This is a genomic window from Hydrogenophaga sp. (assembly GCF_018780385.1).
In the GTDB taxonomy this organism is placed as follows: domain Bacteria; phylum Pseudomonadota; class Gammaproteobacteria; order Burkholderiales; family Burkholderiaceae_C; genus Hydrogenophaga.
This window is the reverse complement of sequence record NZ_JADMJO010000148.1, coordinates 1-15,047: the sequence shown is the minus strand read 5'-3', so window position 1 is coordinate 15,047 and position 15,047 is coordinate 1. Positions and strand designations below refer to the sequence as shown.

14 protein-coding genes are annotated in these 15,047 nt (G+C 66.5%); 4 read left to right on the top strand and 10 right to left on the bottom strand.

All coding sequences use genetic code 11. The features are described 5' to 3' along the window. Nucleotides 1-1,268 (top strand): lysophospholipid transporter LplT (gene lplT, locus IV113_RS25145; protein WP_291091029.1); only part of this gene is annotated, 1,268 nt, incomplete at its 5' end. A gap of 134 nt (nt 1,269-1,402) precedes the next feature. Here the strand turns inward: lplT and IV113_RS25140 are convergent. Next, complete coding sequence (locus tag IV113_RS25140; RefSeq protein WP_291091027.1) at nt 1,403-2,602, bottom strand: hypothetical protein; 1,200 nt, start codon at nt 2,600-2,602, stop codon at nt 1,403-1,405. A 182-nt stretch (nt 2,603-2,784) separates the two neighbouring features. On the opposite strand from IV113_RS25140, the gene IV113_RS25135 reads away from it, so the two are divergent. Further along, on the top strand, nt 2,785-3,267 hold the full coding sequence (locus IV113_RS25135; protein ID WP_291091025.1) for a glutathione peroxidase: 483 nt from the start codon (nt 2,785-2,787) through the stop codon (nt 3,265-3,267). Nucleotides 3,268-3,348: 81 nt separating this feature from the next. Here IV113_RS25135 and IV113_RS25130 read toward each other — a convergent pair whose 3' ends face one another. The 7 genes from IV113_RS25130 to glnK all read right to left on the bottom strand — a co-directional run bounded on the left by IV113_RS25130 (nt 3,349) and on the right by glnK (nt 9,274). Beyond that, nucleotides 3,349-4,095, bottom strand: coding sequence for an LrgB family protein (locus IV113_RS25130; RefSeq protein WP_291091023.1), 747 nt, complete (start codon nt 4,093-4,095; stop codon nt 3,349-3,351). Further along, nucleotides 4,092-4,445, bottom strand: a complete 354-nt coding sequence (locus IV113_RS25125; RefSeq protein ID WP_291091022.1) for a CidA/LrgA family protein — start codon at nt 4,443-4,445, stop codon at nt 4,092-4,094. The genes IV113_RS25130 and IV113_RS25125 overlap by 4 nt, the downstream gene beginning before the upstream one ends. A 13-nt stretch (nt 4,446-4,458) precedes the next feature. Continuing rightward, nucleotides 4,459-5,697: a glycolate oxidase subunit GlcF gene (glcF, locus tag IV113_RS25120; RefSeq protein ID WP_291091021.1), complete on the bottom strand. Its 1,239-nt coding sequence runs from the start codon at nt 5,695-5,697 to the stop codon at nt 4,459-4,461. Between the two features lie 6 nt (nt 5,698-5,703). Next, on the bottom strand, nt 5,704-6,828 hold the full coding sequence (gene glcE / locus IV113_RS25115; RefSeq protein ID WP_291091019.1) for a glycolate oxidase subunit GlcE: 1,125 nt from the start codon (nt 6,826-6,828) through the stop codon (nt 5,704-5,706). Between the two features lie 121 nt (nt 6,829-6,949). Continuing rightward, entirely contained in the window at nt 6,950-7,177 is a 228-nt protein-coding gene (locus IV113_RS25110) for a hypothetical protein (protein WP_291091017.1), read from the bottom strand. A gap of 176 nt (nt 7,178-7,353) precedes the next feature. Beyond that, nucleotides 7,354-8,904, bottom strand: a complete 1,551-nt coding sequence (amt, locus tag IV113_RS25105; RefSeq protein WP_291091015.1) for an ammonium transporter — start codon at nt 8,902-8,904, stop codon at nt 7,354-7,356. Nucleotides 8,905-8,935: 31 nt separating this feature from the next. Next, nucleotides 8,936-9,274: a P-II family nitrogen regulator gene (gene glnK / locus IV113_RS25100; RefSeq protein WP_056264790.1), complete on the bottom strand. Its 339-nt coding sequence runs from the start codon at nt 9,272-9,274 to the stop codon at nt 8,936-8,938. A gap of 384 nt (nt 9,275-9,658) precedes the next feature. Here glnK and IV113_RS25095 point away from each other — a divergent pair, with 384 nt between their 5' ends. Next, entirely contained in the window at nt 9,659-11,212 is a 1,554-nt protein-coding gene (locus IV113_RS25095; RefSeq protein ID WP_291091011.1) for a YifB family Mg chelatase-like AAA ATPase, read from the top strand. Nucleotides 11,213-11,304: 92 nt separating this feature from the next. After that, nucleotides 11,305-12,744 (top strand): NAD-dependent succinate-semialdehyde dehydrogenase, encoded by a 1,440-nt coding sequence (locus IV113_RS25090; protein ID WP_291091009.1) that lies wholly within the window; start codon nt 11,305-11,307, stop codon nt 12,742-12,744. A gap of 121 nt (nt 12,745-12,865) precedes the next feature. Here IV113_RS25090 and IV113_RS25085 read toward each other — a convergent pair whose 3' ends face one another. Both IV113_RS25085 and IV113_RS25080 read right to left on the bottom strand, forming a co-directional pair. Beyond that, a complete protein-coding gene (locus IV113_RS25085) occupies nt 12,866-13,267 on the bottom strand; it encodes a DoxX family protein (protein ID WP_291091007.1) in 402 nt (133 codons plus the stop codon). A gap of 89 nt (nt 13,268-13,356) precedes the next feature. Continuing rightward, nucleotides 13,357-15,047: vitamin B12 dependent-methionine synthase activation domain-containing protein (locus IV113_RS25080; protein ID WP_291091006.1), on the bottom strand; the 1,691-nt coding region annotated here is incomplete at its 5' end.

Sequence of the window (15,047 nt, the reverse complement as noted above, 5' to 3'; positions counted from 1 at the left end):
ACACCATCATGACGGCGCAGTTCTTCAGTTCGCTGGCGGACAACGCGCTGTTCGTGGCCGCCATCGAACTGCTGCGCACGCGTGGTGCGCCCGAGTGGCAAAGCGCCGCCCTGGTTCCCATGTTTGCCCTGTTCTACGTGGTGCTGGCGCCCTTTGTGGGTGCCTTCGCCGACGCGCGCCCCAAAGGCCGGGTCATGTTCATCAGCAACGCCATCAAGGTGGTGGGCTGCCTGCTCATGCTCACCGGCGTGCACCCACTGCTGGCCTACACGCTCGTGGGCCTGGGCGCGGCAGCTTACTCGCCGGCCAAATACGGCATCCTCACCGAGCTGCTGCCACCGTCGCAGCTGGTCAAGGCCAACGGCTGGATCGAAGGCCTGACCATCGCTTCCATCATCCTGGGCGTGCTGCTGGGTGGCCAGCTGGTCAGCCCGTGGATATCAACCCACTTGCTGGCAATCGACATCCCCGGCTTTCACACCGGCATCCACCACCCCGCGCAAGCTGCGGTGGCTGCGCTGATGCTGGTCTACATGCTGGCGGCCTGGTTCAACACCCGCATTCCGCTCACCGGTGTGACGCCCCGGCCCATGCCCACGAATCCCTGGGCTTTGCTCCCCGATTTCTGGCGCTGCAACAGCCGCCTGTGGCGCGACCGCCTGGGCCAGATCTCGCTGGCCACCACCACGCTGTTCTGGGGCGTGTCGGGCAACCTGCGCTACATCGTGCTGGCGTGGGCCGGTGCGGCGCTGGGCTATGGCACCACGCAGGCGTCATCGCTGGTGGGCGTGGTGGCGCTGGGCACCGCGGTGGGTGCGGTGGTGGCGTCGATGCGCATGCGGCTGGACCAGGCCACGCGTGTGATGCCGCTGGGCATTGCCATGGGCGTGCTCGTGATCCTCATGAATTTCATCGACAACGTGTGGGTGGCAGCGCCCTTTCTGGTGCTGCTGGGTGGCCTGGGTGGTTTCCTGGTGGTGCCCATGAACGCCTTGCTGCAGCACCGCGGCCACAACCTCATGGGCGCGGGCCGCTCGATCGCGGTGCAGAACTTCAACGAGCAGGCCTGCATCCTCACACTGGGTGCGCTCTACAGCTTCTACACCGGCATGGGCTGGTCGGCCTTTGCAGCCATCACCGCGTTCGGTTTGCTGGTGGCCGGCTTCATGGCCCTGATCGCGCTGTGGCACCGCCACAACCAGCGCACGCATCCTCACGAATTGGAGCGGCTCTTGGAGATCGCCCGGCGCGACGACCTGCACGGCTAAGGGCTGGTACTCCCCCCGCGCCGCACCTGCGGTGCGTCACCCCCCAAGGGGCAACACCTGCGGCCCGGCAAAGCCGGCTCCGCGGTGTTCTGGGTTTGCGTTACTTCACACGGTTCGGGTCACGCTTCGAAGCGTCAAAAACCCACGTTCGTGGGTGCGAAGCCGTCCAGGCTGACCAATCGGTGCTGCGCCAGCACCTTGTACAGATCGCCCTCGCTCACCGAACGCGACAGGTAGGCGTCGCTGCCGGCAAGACCGGCCTTCATGCGGTCCATGCTGCCGGCGGTGGGCGCGAACATGATCACCACCGGCGCGCCTTTCGGGCCCTTGGTCTGTTTGGCGGAACGGCAGATCTGGTTGGCGTCGGGCTCGCCCTTGAGGCGGTCGATCACCACCAGCCGGTACGGGTTGGCCTTGAGCATCACGAGCGCCTGCACCGCTTCGCGCGACCAGTCGATGGTCAGGCCGTAGCGCTTGAATCGTTTGAGCAGGATGCGGCCTTCCACGAGACTCTCGGCCACCAGCAGCATGTCGCCGCGCGCCACGTCGGGCACCGCGGCCTTGTCGGGGCTGATCCGGGAGCGCGGTGCGCGGGTGGAACGCGGCGCGGACGGCGACGGCAGATCGTCCAGGCCACCGAAGTCGGTCAGGCGCATGGTGCCCTGGCGATTGGCCGCGGCGGCGCGTGGCGCTGCCACCGGTGCTTTTGGCGCCGCAGCCGCCAGGGACCGCAGCTCGTCGCGCTCCATGGGCCGGGTCGGCGGGAACTCGGTGTCGGACGAGCGGCGCCGGCGCGCGCTCACGGCCGGCGCCATGGGGGGAGGTTGCTCTTCAGTTGGCTGGGTGGCCGAGAAGCTGCGGTCAGCGCCGGCGCGATAGGCCACTGGAGGCACATGGTCCGGCGCGGAGAGGCGGCCGCTGGCCAGCCGCATGCTCGCGTGCAGCCCTTGCAACTGGGAATTTTCATAAGGCCGAGTGGCCATGAAGCCGCTGCCGAGTGCCCGCTTTTCTGCCAGGGCCGAAGGGCGCACGCCGACGATGACGTCCAGCTCATTGAGCACAGCGACCAACTTGACGGGTTTGCGCTGCAAAGGCCAGCCGGTGCCGCCATCGGACTGGCCCACCAGCAGAATCTTGCCGGGCAGTTCGGCATCACGAACCAGGTGCAGGGCCTGGGTGTTGTCGGCATTGACGATCAGGATCTGGGCGTCCATCACTTCGTCCTGCACCATGTAGCTGGGCGGGCGGCGCGCGGCCATGCGGAAGAAGGACTCGAACGTGGCGGATTCGGCTTGCGTGAAGCCCACCAGCGCCACCGAATATGCTGCCACCATCGATTTGCCCCGCCCGCTGAGAATGTTGGTTGACGCTGTAAGACCTTGATGAGTATGCCTTTTTTGCAAGAGAGTACGCTGTCTCCCGTTCATCTGTCATTTGAAATGCGACACCTGTGGCGCGGCAACGATCACGGATCCGGCCCTAACTTTCACCCCACCTTTGATCAACGGAGACCCCCATGTCCAGCATTCACGACTTTGAAGCCTTGTCCATCGACGGCAAGCCGGTTTCCCTCGCGCAGTTCAAGGGCAAGCCCATGCTGATCGTCAATACCGCCAGCGCCTGCGGCTTCACGCCCCAGTTCGGCGGACTGGAAAAGCTGCACAAGACCTACGGCGAACGCGGGCTCGTGGTGCTGGGTTTTCCGTGCAACCAGTTCGGCAGCCAGGACCCCGGCAGCAACGACGAGATCGCCAGCTTCTGCCAGCTCAACTTCGGCGTGACATTTCCCATGATGGAGAAGATCGACGTCAATGGCGCCGAGGCCCACCCGCTCTACCAATGGCTCACGGCCGAGGCGCCCGGGCTGCTGGGCAGCAAGGCCATCAAATGGAACTTCACCAAGTTTCTCGTGGGCAAGGACGGGCGGGTGATCAAGCGCTATGCGCCGCAGGATGCGCCGGAGAAGCTGGCGACAGATATCGAGGCCGCTTTGAGCTAGATCCGGCGCCGGGCCGCCCCAAGCCGGATCAACCCCCCTGGGGGGCAGCGACCCGCGCAGCGGCGGAGCGTGGGGGCAGGCTCAGATCCATCTCAGCAACAGGCCCGCCACCAGCGGCAGCGCCACCGCGCTGAACAAGGCCGACAGCCCCATGGCCAAGCCCGCGAAGGCACCCATTTCTTCGCTCACCTGAAACGCCCGCGCGGTGCCGATGCCGTGCGCGGCGGTGCCCAGCGCGAAGCCGCGCACGATCGGGTCCCGGATGCGCAAGGCATCGAACAGGAAGCGCGCGCTGGCCGCGCCAATGATGCCGGTGGCCGCCACCAACACCGCAGTGAGCGAAGGAATGCCACCGATCTTTTCGGCGATGCCCATCGCCACCGGGCTGGTGACCGACTTGGGCGCCAGCGACGCCAGCGTGGCCTTGGACGCGCCCAGCGCCCAACCCACACCGATGGCGGTGACGGTGGCCGCCAGCGTGCCCACCACCAGCGCGCCCAGGATGGGCAGCCACAAGCGCTTCAGGCGCGCGAGCTGTTCAAACAGCGGAATGGACAGCGCCACCGTGGCCGGCCCGAGCAGGAAGTGCACGAACTGCGCGCCTTCGAAATACGTGGCGTAGGGCGTGCCCGTGGCCCAGAGCAACGTGGCCAGCACCAGCACCGCGATGGCCACCGGGTTGGCCAGCGGATTGAAGCCGCTGCGCTGGTAGAGCAGGAAAGCACCGTGATAGACCAGCAGCGTGAGCGTCAGACCCAGCAGCGGCGTGGCCGAGAGATAGACCCAGATGTCGGCGAGCGCACCGGGCAGGGGCAACGTGGGGTTCATGGCTGCGTGCGCTGTATGCGCTTCATCAGCCAGGTCATGGTGAGGGCGGCGCTGGCCAGCCCCACCAGGGTGCTCACGACCAGCGCCACGCCGATCGCCAGGGCCTCGTCGCCCAGGCGCTGCAGGTGCAACATGACGCCCACACCGGCCGGCACGAAGAGCAACGACAGGTGCTGCAACAGGGTTTGCGCTGTGGGCTTGATGGCGCCCAGCACCGAGGGCCACAGCACCAGCGTGAAGAGCAACATGGCCAGGCCCGCCACCGGTCCGGGGACCGGCGCACCCGTGGCGAGCACAAGCGCTTCGCCCAGCAACTGAAAAACGAGCAGGGTGGCCAGCGCAGGGATCACGGTTTGAGGCGGTTCAAGTGGCCAGCGCTTCGTCGAGTATCTCGACCCAGTGGCGCACCGGTGTGGTGGTGCCGCTCTGCAGATGCGTGATGCAGCCGATGTTGGCGCTGGTGATCACGCTGGGCTGGAGTTCACCCAGGTGCCCGAGCTTGCGGTCGCGCAGCTCGTAGGCGATCTCCGGGTTGAGCACCGAATACGTGCCGGCCGAGCCGCAGCACAGGTGCGCTTCGTTTTTGGCCACCTGCACGGTGAAGCCGAGCGCGGCCAGGTGCTGCTCCACACCGCCCTTGAGCTTCTGGCCGTGCTGCAGGGTGCAGGGTGGGTGGAAGGCGATCACGCGCGAAGCGTCGGGCTTGCGTTTGAGCAAGGGTCGCAGCGCGGGCACGAGCGCAGGCAGCAGCTCGCTGAGGTCCTGCGTGATTTCGCTGATGCGCGCGGCCTTCGTGGCGTAGGCCGGGTCGTCCTTCAGGATGTGGCCGTATTCCTTCACCGTCACGCCGCAGCCCGAGGCGTTCATCACGATGGCTTCGACACCGTTGGCGCCATCGATCAGGGGCCACCACGCATCGATGTTGGTGCGCATCTGGGCCATGCCGCCGTCCTGGTCGTTGAGGTGGAACTTCACCGCACCGCAACAGCCCGCGGCCGGCGCCAGCACGCCCTGGATGCCGGCAGCGTCCAGCACGCGCGCGGTGGCGCTGTGGATGCTCGGCATCATGGCCGGCTGCACGCAGCCCGCCAGCAGCAGCACACGGCGCGCGTGGGTGCGGGTGGGCAACTGGCCAGCGGCACGGGGGGCAGGCACCTTGCTCTGCAACGAGGCCGGCAGCAGCGGGCGCACCAGCTGGCCGAGCTTCATGGCCGGACCGAAAAGCGGTGAAGGCAGGCCCTCCTTGAGCAGCCAGCGCATGGTTTTCTCGGCCGCCGGGCGCGGCACTTTTTCATCCACCAGCTTGCGGCCGATGTCGATCAGGTGGCCGTAGTCCACGCCGCTGGGGCAGGTGGTTTCGCAGTTGCGGCAGGTGAGGCAACGGTCCAGATGCATCTGCGTCTTGCGCGTGGGCTCGGCGCCTTCAAGCACCTGCTTCATCAGGTAGATGCGCCCACGCGGGCCATCGAGCTCGTCGCCCAGCAGTTGGTAGGTGGGGCAGGTGGCGGTGCAAAAACCGCAGTGCACGCACTTGCGCAGGATGGCTTCTGCCGCGCGGCCGTCGGCGCGCTGCTGGTATTCGGGGGAGAGCTGGGTTTGCATAGGGAGTCAGCCCATACGGCCGGGGTTGAAGATGCCGGCGGGGTCAAATGATTCGAGGAGGCGGGCCTGGATGCTTTGCAGTGCCGCGCTCTGGCTTTGAAAACGCGGCACGCCGGGAGCGCCATCGGCTCCGGCACGAAACAGGGTGGCGTGTCCGTTGACAGCGCTTGCCGCTGCCCGCAACTCGGCACCCGCCGAGGCCGGCGCCCACAACCAGCGCTGCGCGCCCTGCCACTCAATGAACTGCGCATGCGGCAACGCCAGCACCGGCGCCGTCTGCGGCACCGAGAGGCGCCACAGGCACAGCTCGGGCGACGGCGCATTGAAGAACGGCATGCGCTGGTCGCGGCAGGCCTCCCAGTCGGGGCCGGCTTGCGCGTTGTCCATGCGCGTGCCGCCGGCCTCGCGCGCCATGCGTTCGCAGGCCGCCTCCACCGCAGCCACCGCGCCACGCAGGCGCACAAACAACAGCTCGGGTGCGTCGGGCTGGGTGTCGTCCTTCACCCAACAAGACGCATTGATCGGCAGCGGCTGTCCGCCCCAGCGGTGCAGTTGCTCCAGGGCTTCATGCTGACTGAGGGAGAAGATCAGCGTGGCTTCGGCCAGCGCCACCGGCAGCACCTTCAAGCTCACTTCACTGATCACGCCCAGCGTGCCCATCGATCCGGCCATGACGCGGCTGACGTCGTAACCCGCCACGTTCTTCATGACCTGGCCACCGAAGGTGAGCAGCTCGCCGCGGCCGTTGATGAAGCGTGCGCCCAGCACGTAGTCGCGCACCGAGCCGGCGCTGGCCCGCGCCGGGCCAGCCAGGCCCGCGGCCACCATGCCCCCCACGGTGCCGCCCGGGCCGAAGCGCGGTGGTTCGAATGGAAAACACTGGCCCTGCTCGGCCAGCAGCGCCTCCACCTCGACCAGCGGCGTGCCGGCTCGCACGGTGATCACCAGTTCGGTGGGTTCGTAGCTGACGATGCCGGTCCAGTCGGTGGTTGAGAGCGCGTCGCCGTCGTTCGGCGTGCCGTAAAACGATTTCGTGTTGCCGCCGACGATGCGCAAGGGCCTGCGGGCAGCGGCGGCTTCGGTGATCTGGTCGATCAGATGGCTGGGATCTTCGATGGTGCTGGCTTGCATCCAATCGATGGTAGTCGCCGATCTCCGGCCAGACTTTGATTTTTTTGCACGGTCCGCTGCAAACGGGCCGCGATCCGCCGCAGGGCCGCCCCAAGCCGGATCAGCCCCTGGGGGCCACTTTTTATCTCGTGTAGCCCATGCACATGCCGGCATTCGACCGGCCCTTGCATTCGCGCTTGAGGCGCTTCTCACGCGCCACCGGACTTTCTTCGGACGGCGACTTGTGGAAGGTGACCGAGGTGGATTTGCGCTGGGCGCCGGTGTCGCTACCTGGCGTGGCAGCATGAGCAATCAGGCAGAAGCTGGCGGTTGCAGCCACCAGGGTGCGGAGCAAAAGCGCTGGAATCATGAATTCTCCCGGATGTCGTGTTGATGGGCCTGTAACTATAAAGAACTCACAGGTGCAAAAAAACCCGCGTGCCGGGCGGCAACGCGGGTTCAACTTCCACAGGAGATTCTCAACAACTGCGCGGTGGGGACCTTCCGTGAAGAACGGACCGAACCGCGCGGTGAGACCTGCCGGGCTTAACGGTTGTAGGCCGTTTCGCCGTGAGCGGTGATGTCCAGACCTTCGCGCTCGGCTTCTTCCGAGACGCGCAGACCCACGGTCAGGTCCACCACCTTGAACGCGATGAAGGAGACGACACCCGACCACACGATGGTGATCAGCACGGCCTTGGCCTGTGTCCACACCTGGCCGGCAATGTTGTAAGCCTCGGGGGCCACCATGGCCACGGTGGTCCAGTCGGCCACCAGGCTCGGGCCACCCAGGTTGGGTGAATTGAACACGCCGGTCAGCAGCGCGCCCACAATGCCGCCCACGCCGTGCACACCGAACACGTCCAGCGAGTCGTCCGCACCCAGCATCTTCTTGAGGCCATTGACGCCCCAGAGGCAGGCGAAACCAGCAATCAGGCCAATGACCAGAGCACCACCCACGCCGACGTTGCCGGCGGCGGGCGTGATGGCGACCAGGCCAGCCACAGCGCCGGACGCTGCACCCAGCATGGAAGCCTTGCCTTTGCCCAACGCCTCACCAATGCACCATGCCAGCACCGCGGCTGCGGTGGCGGCCATCGTGTTGATGAATGCCAGGGCGGCGAAGCCGTTGGCTTCCAGAGCCGAGCCGGCGTTGAAACCGAACCAGCCCACCCACAGCATGGACGCACCGACCATGGTCAGCGTCAGGCTGTGAGGCGCCATCGATTCCTTGCCATAACCCAGACGCTTGCCCACCATGAAGGCACCCACCAGACCGGCCACAGCCGCATTGATGTGCACCACGGTGCCGCCAGCGAAGTCCAGGGCGCCCATCTGCCAGATGTAGCCAGCCTTGCTGTTCATGGAGTCCACCACGTCGGCGCCTGTGTAGGCGTCAGGACCCATCCAGTACCAGACCATGTGGGCGATCGGGGTGTAGCTGAAGGTGAACCACAGGGCGCTGAAGAGCAGCACGGCGGAGAACTTCATGCGCTCGGCGAACGCGCCCACGATCAGCGCGCAGGTGATGCCGGCAAAGGTGGCCTGGAAAGCGGCAAACACGATCTCGGGGATCACGACACCCTTGCTGAAGGTGGCGGCGGGCGTGAAGGTGCCGGCCACGTTGTCCCAGGTTCCACTCAAGAACAAGCGGTCAAAGCTGCCGATGAAGGCATTACCCTCGGTGAACGCCAGGCTGTAGCCGTAAACGACCCACAGCACCACGATCAACGAGAAGACCACCATGACCTGCATCAGCACCGACAGCATGTTCTTGCTGCGGACCAGGCCGCCGTAGAACAGGGCCAGGCCAGGAACCGTCATGAAGACAACCAGCAGGGTGGAGACCATCATCCAGGCGGTGTCACCCTTGTTGGGCGTGGGGGCAGGGGCGGCTTCTGCAGCAGCTGGCGCTTCGGCCGGTGCAGCAGCAGCGGGAGCAGCAGCAGCGGGTGCCGGTGCTTCTGCGGCAGGCGCAGCGGCCGCGGGCGCGGTCACGGCAGCCGGAGGTGCTTCGGTCGTGGTCTGCGCGGTGGCGTTGAGGCCGGCAAAAGCCAGGCCTGCACCCAACAGCAGGGTTGCAATCAGTTTTTTCATGTCTGTGATCTTTCTTGTTCAGTGGCGATGATCAGAGCGCTTCTTTGCCGGTCTCGCCGGTGCGGATGCGAACCACCTGTTCGAGCGAGGTGACGAAAATCTTGCCGTCGCCGATCTTGCCGGTGCGCGCGGCACCTTCGATGGCTTCGATCACACGATCGACCAGGTCGTCAGACACGGCTGCTTCGATCTTGACCTTGGGCAGGAAGTCGACCACGTACTCCGCGCCGCGGTACAGCTCGGTGTGGCCCTTCTGACGGCCGAAGCCCTTGACTTCGGTCACGGTGATGCCTTGGACGCCCATGCCGGAGAGTGCTTCACGCACTTCGTCCAGTTTGAACGGCTTGATGATGGCTGAAACCATTTTCATGCTGCTATTCCTCTTCTTGAACAGGAGGGTGATGAGACCGGATGGCCGACACCGGGAGGTGAAACGAGTTCGGTATGCCCGGGAGCAAACCAATCACGGTGAGCTGACTGCCGCATGGAAAACCACGCTTCGAATCAATCGCTTACAGGACCTAGCAGGGAATATGCCAACTTCGTGACTCCCTACCCGGTGGGGTTTGTTGGTCCAGTGAGCACTACAGTGGCCGGCGCGTGGGTGAACAGGTGTGCAAAACCATCGAACGCACCCTCCACCCCCCGCACTGGCCTGCACCCTCCGGGTGCGCACCAAACAGGTGCTCGCCCGAAATGCCGCCTGACCCCAAGCATGGCGGAAATCATGCACCGAAACAGGGAGTAAATTGAGATGAGTCTGTCTTTGGTGCGCAGCCGCGCCCTGCTCGGCCTGGACGCGCGGCCCGTGCAGGTCGAAGTTCACCTGGCCAACGGTCTGCCCAGCTTCACGCTGGTGGGCCTGGCCGACACCGAGGTGAAGGAAGCGCGCGAACGCGTGCGCTCGGCCATCGCCAACGCCGGGCTGGAGTTCCCGTCCAACAAACGCATCACCGTGAACCTGGCGCCGGCCGACCTGCCCAAGGACTCTGGCCGTTTCGACCTGCCGATTGCGCTCGGCATCCTAGCGGCCAGCGGCCAGATCAGCGCGGCGCGCCTGGCCGACTGGGAGTTCGCTGGCGAGTTGTCGCTCGGTGGCGAACTGCGCCCGGTGCGTGGCGCGCTCGCCATGAGCCTGGCCCTGCACCGCGACGCCGGCCCCGATGCCACCACCTCCCGCCTCGTGCTGCCACCGGGCAGCGCCGAAGAAGCCGCGCTGGTGCCGCAGGCCCGTGTGTACCGGGCACGCCATCTGCTGGATGTGATCGCCCGCTTCGCACCCGAAAGTGCAGCGGCGCCCGAGCCACCCGACGACGGCGGCTGGGCGCGCCTGAGCGCCCAGACCATCGCCCACACCGAGCGGTATACCGATCTGGCAGATGTCAAAGGCCAGGCGGCAGCCCGACGCGCACTGGAGATTGCCGCGGCCGGCGGACACAGCCTGCTGATGCTGGGGCCGCCCGGCTCGGGCAAATCCATGCTGGCCCACCGTTTTGCGGGCTTGCTGCCGCCCATGAGCACGCTCGAAGCACTCGAATCGGCGGCCGTGGCCTCCCTCGCCGGGCGGTTCGAGCTGGAGCGGTGGGGCCAGCGCCCCACCTGCGCGCCGCACCACAGCGCCAGCGCCGTGGCGCTGGTGGGCGGCGGCTCGCCGCCTCGGCCGGGCGAAATTTCGCTCGCCCACCACGGCGTGCTGTTCCTGGACGAACTGCCCGAGTTCCCCCGCGCCGCACTCGAAGCCCTGCGCGAGCCACTGGAGAGCGGCCACATCCGCATCTCGCGCGCCGCCATGCAGACCGAGTTTCCGGCGCGCTTCCAGTTGGTGGCGGCCATGAACCCCTGCCCCTGCGGTTTTCTGGGCCACCCCACCCAGGCCTGCCGCTGCACGCCCGACCAGGTGTTGCGCTACCAGGGCAAGCTCAGCGGCCCGCTGCTCGACCGCATTGATCTGCATGTGGAAGTGCCTGCCTTGCCGCCCGAGCACCTGCTGACCCACCGCATGGGCGAATCCAGCGCAGCCGTGCGTGAGCGTGTGGTCGCCGCACGCGAGCGGGCGCAAGCAAGACAGGGCATGGCCAACCAGGCATTGGCGGGCCGGGCGCTGGACCAGCACGCCCTGGCCGAGCCCGCCGCGCTCCAGTTCCTGCACACCACCGCCGCCCGCCTGGGCTGGAGCGCGCGAGGCACGCACCGCGCGCTGCGCGTGGCGCGCACCATCGCCGATCTGGCGGGCGCCAACGGCGTGAGTGCCACCCACCTGGCAGAAGCGGTGCAGTACCGACGGGTATTGAAAAAGACCGGCGCCTGATAGTGGCGGCCGGCCCGAAGTCCCTGACATCGGTCTGCCATGAAGCAACTGGTATGGTTTCCGGTTTCGCCCTTTCCAAGCAGGAGACCGACATGACTTATCCCAACACCCAACTCTTCATTCACGGCCAATGGCGCGAGGCCGCCGCTGGCGAGACGCTCGCCGTGTTCAATCCGGCCACCGGCCAGGAAATCGGGCGCGTGGCCCATGCGCGCAAAGCCGACCTGGACCTCGCGCTGGAAGCGGCGCAAAAGGGTTTCGAGACCTGGCGCGACAAGGCCCCCATCGAGCGGGCGAAGATCATGCGCGCCGCCGCCGGCCTGATGCGCGAGCGTGCTGGTGCCATTGCCGCGCTGTTGACGCAGGAGCAGGGCAAACCGCTGGCCGAAGCCAAGGGCGAGGCCATGGCCGCCGCCGACATCATTGAATGGTTCGCCGACGAAGGCCTGCGCGTCTACGGCCGCATCGTGCCCTCGCGTGGCAACCTTGCCATTCGTCAGATGGTGCTGAAAGACCCGGTGGGTCCGGTGGCCGCGTTCACGCCCTGGAACTTCCCCATCAACCAGGTCGTGCGCAAGCTGGCCGCGGCGTTGGCCACGGGCTGCTCCATGATCGTGAAAGCGCCCGAAGAAACCCCGGCAGCGCCGGCCGAGCTGGTGCGCGCCTTCGCCGACGCCGGCCTGCCACCGGGTGTGCTCGGCCTGGTCTACGGCACACCAGCCGAGATCTCCAGCTACCTGATCGCGCACCCGGTCATCCGCAAGATCACCTTCACCGGCTCCACGCCGGTGGGCAAGCAGCTCGCCGCGCTGGCGGGTCAGCACATGAAGCGCGTGACCATGGAGCTGGGCGGGCACGCGCCGGTGATCGTGGCGGAAGATGCCGACGTCGCGCTGGCCGTGAAGACCGCCGGTGGCGCGAAGTTCCGCAACGCCGGACAGGTCTGCATCTCCCCCACGCGTTTCCTGGTGCACGAGAGCATCGCGAAAGAGTTCTCGGCGGCGCTGGTGAAACACGCCGCCGGCCTGGCGGTGGGCGACGGCTCCACCGAAGGCACGCAGATGGGCCCGCTGGCCAACCCGCGCCGTGTGACGGCCATGGCCGAGTTCACCAAAGATGCTGTGGAGCGCGGCGCCACGCTGGCCTCGGGCGGCGAGCGCATCGGCGAGACGGGCAACTTCTGGCAACCCACCATCCTGACCGACGTGCCGCTGGATGCGCGTGTGTTCAACGACGAGCCCTTTGGCCCGATGGCCGCGGTGCGCAGCTTCAAGACGCTGGACGAGGCCATCGCCGAAGCCAACCGCCTGCCCTACGGCCTGGCCGGCTACGCCTTCACGAGCTCATTGAAGAACGCCGACCTGCTGGCGCGCCGCGTCGAGGTGGGCATGCTGTGGGTCAACATGCCCGCCATGCCCTCGGCCGAAATGCCGTTCGGCGGCCTCAAGGACTCGGGCTACGGCTCCGAGGGCGGGCCGGAGGCGATGGACGCCTACCTGAACGCGCGCGCTGTTTCGATCATGAACATTTGAAGCCGAACCACGTGCGTTTCGCCAGACCCCGTTCGCACTGAGCCTGTCGAAGTGCTTGCGCTCGCTGGGCTTCGACAGGCTCAGCCCGAACGGTTCTGACGTGCGATTTCGCAGGCGGGCCTCAGCCCTTGTTGGGGCCCAACCTGTTGGTGAACGCCACCACCAGCGCGGTGAAGAAGAGGAACGCCTGCAGCTCCAGGCGCCAGCCGCCGGTGTTGGTGATGTCCATGAAGTGGGTCGAGTGCGCCAGGCCCACGGCAAACGCCATGTTGATGGCGATCACAAGCGCGGCAGGCACCACCCACACGCCCGCGAGCAGGAACAGCGGCGCGATGAACTCACCCAGATAAGCGCCATACGCGAGCACGCCCGGCAGGCCCTTGGCCACCAGCATGCCCTCAATGCCACTCACGCCGCCCGTCACCTTCGCCCAGCCGTGGAAGATCATCAAGATGGCCAGGGTCCAGCGAAGCAGGATCACGCCAAGGCGGGGTTGGTTGAACAGGTTGTTGAGTGCGTTCATGTGTTTGAAGTCCGTTGAGGAGGAACGAAAGGGTTCCCGAAAGCTGACCCGCAGGATCGCATTCGGTTCCAAGCGGAGTTGAAACAGGCCTACAGGTTCGGCGCCAACCACCGCTGCAGTTCCTTCTCCGCCACCGCGCTGCGCCGCGCGAGATCGGCCACCTGGTCGTCGCCGATCTTGCCGACGTTGAAATAGGTGCTCTCGGGGTGACCCAGGTAGAAGCCGCTCACGCTGGCGGCCGGTGTCATGGCCAGGCTTTCGGTCAGCGCCATGCCGATGTCTTCGCACTGCAGCAGGTCGAACATGGGGCGCTTGACCGAGTGGTCCGGGCACGCGGGGTAACCCGGCGCCGGGCGGATGCCCTGGTACTTTTCCTTGATGAGTTCCTCGTTGCTCAGCACCTCGTCGGCCGCGTAGCCCCAGAGGTCGGTGCGCACGCGGTGGTGCAGGCACTCGGCCAGACCCTCGGCCATGCGGTCTGCGAGGGCCTTGAGCATGATGGCGGAGTAGTCGTCGTGGTCGTCGATGAACTGCTTCTCTTTCTTCTCCACGCCCAGGCCCGCGGTGACGGCGAACACGCCCACGTAGTCGTTCGCAACACCCTTGGGCGCCACGAAGTCGGCCAGGCATCGGCTGGGCCGCATCACGCCGTCAACCTCAAAACGCTCCGTCTGCTGTCGCAAGCCGTGCCAGGTGAGCGCCACCTCGCTGCGGCTCTCGTCGGTGTAGAGCTCGATGTCGTCGTCGTTCACGCTGTTGGCGGGGTACAGGCCCACCACCGCGCTGGCGCTGAGCCAGCGGCCTTCGATCAGGCGCTGCAGCATGCGCTTGCCGTCGCTGAACACGCGCCGTGCTTCTTCGCCCACCACCTCGTCCTTGAGGATCTCGGGGAACGGTCCGGCCAGGTCCCAGGTCTGGAAGAACGGCGCCCAGTCGATGTACTTCACGATCTCGTTCAGGTCGAAGTTCTTGAACACGCGCTTGCCGATGAAGCGGGGTTTCTTCGGCTCGAAGGCGCTCCAGTCGATGGGCGTCTTGTTGGCCCGCGCCTGGGCCAGCGGCCACAGCGGCACCTGTTTCTTGTTGGCGTGCTGGGTGCGCACCTTGTCGTAGTCGGCGGTAAGTTCGGCGATGTACTGCGCGGCCTGGTCGGAGAGCAGCCCCTGCGCCACACCCACGCTGCGCGACGCATCAGGCACATAGACCACCGGGCCGCTGTAGTGCGGCGCGATCTTCACCGCGGTGTGCACGCGGCTGCAGGTGGCGCCGCCGATCAGCAGCGGGATCTGCTTCTCGCGGAAATGCGCGTCCTTCTCCATTTCGCCGGCCACGTACTGCATTTCTTCCAGGCTGGGCGTGATCAGGCCGGAGAGGCCCACGATGTCGGCGCCCTCGGCCTTGGCCATGGCCAGGATCTCGTGGCAGGGCACCATCACGCCCATGTTCACCACCTCGTAGTTGTTGCACTGGAGCACCACGGTCACGATGTTCTTGCCGATGTCGTGCACGTCGCCCTTCACGGTGGCGATCACGATCTTGCCTTTGGGCTTCACGTCTTCGCCCGCCGCCACCTGGGCCAGCTTCTCGGCCTCGATGTAGGGCAGCAGGTGCGCCACGGCCTGTTTCATCACGCGCGCGCTCTTCACCACCTGCGGCAAAAACATCTTGCCCTGGCCGAACAGGTCGCCCACCACGTTCATGCCGTCCATCAGCGGGCCTTCGATAACGTTGAGCGGGCGGCCACCGCCGGCCTCGATCTCGCGCCACATCTCTTCGGTGT

What these genes read in the sequence shown, in the direction of transcription:
- IV113_RS25095 (WP_291091011.1), top strand. Translation starts at nt 9,659, where the DNA reads ATGAGTCTGTCTTTGGTGCGCAGCCGCGCCCTGCTCGGCCTGGACGCG.
- IV113_RS25085 (WP_291091007.1), bottom strand. Translation starts at nt 13,267, where the DNA reads ATGAACGCACTCAACAACCTGTTCAACCAACCCCGCCTTGGCGTGATC.
- amt (WP_291091015.1), bottom strand. Translation starts at nt 8,904, where the DNA reads ATGAAAAAACTGATTGCAACCCTGCTGTTGGGTGCAGGCCTGGCTTTT.
- IV113_RS25135 (WP_291091025.1), top strand. Translation starts at nt 2,785, where the DNA reads ATGTCCAGCATTCACGACTTTGAAGCCTTGTCCATCGACGGCAAGCCG.
- IV113_RS25110 (WP_291091017.1), bottom strand. Translation starts at nt 7,177, where the DNA reads ATGATTCCAGCGCTTTTGCTCCGCACCCTGGTGGCTGCAACCGCCAGC.
- IV113_RS25130 (WP_291091023.1), bottom strand. Translation starts at nt 4,095, where the DNA reads ATGAACCCCACGTTGCCCCTGCCCGGTGCGCTCGCCGACATCTGGGTC.
- IV113_RS25140 (WP_291091027.1), bottom strand. Translation starts at nt 2,602, where the DNA reads ATGGTGGCAGCATATTCGGTGGCGCTGGTGGGCTTCACGCAAGCCGAA.
- glcE (WP_291091019.1), bottom strand. Translation starts at nt 6,828, where the DNA reads ATGCAAGCCAGCACCATCGAAGATCCCAGCCATCTGATCGACCAGATC.
- IV113_RS25090 (WP_291091009.1), top strand. Translation starts at nt 11,305, where the DNA reads ATGACTTATCCCAACACCCAACTCTTCATTCACGGCCAATGGCGCGAG.
- glcF (WP_291091021.1), bottom strand. Translation starts at nt 5,697, where the DNA reads ATGCAAACCCAGCTCTCCCCCGAATACCAGCAGCGCGCCGACGGCCGC.
- glnK (WP_056264790.1), bottom strand. Translation starts at nt 9,274, where the DNA reads ATGAAAATGGTTTCAGCCATCATCAAGCCGTTCAAACTGGACGAAGTG.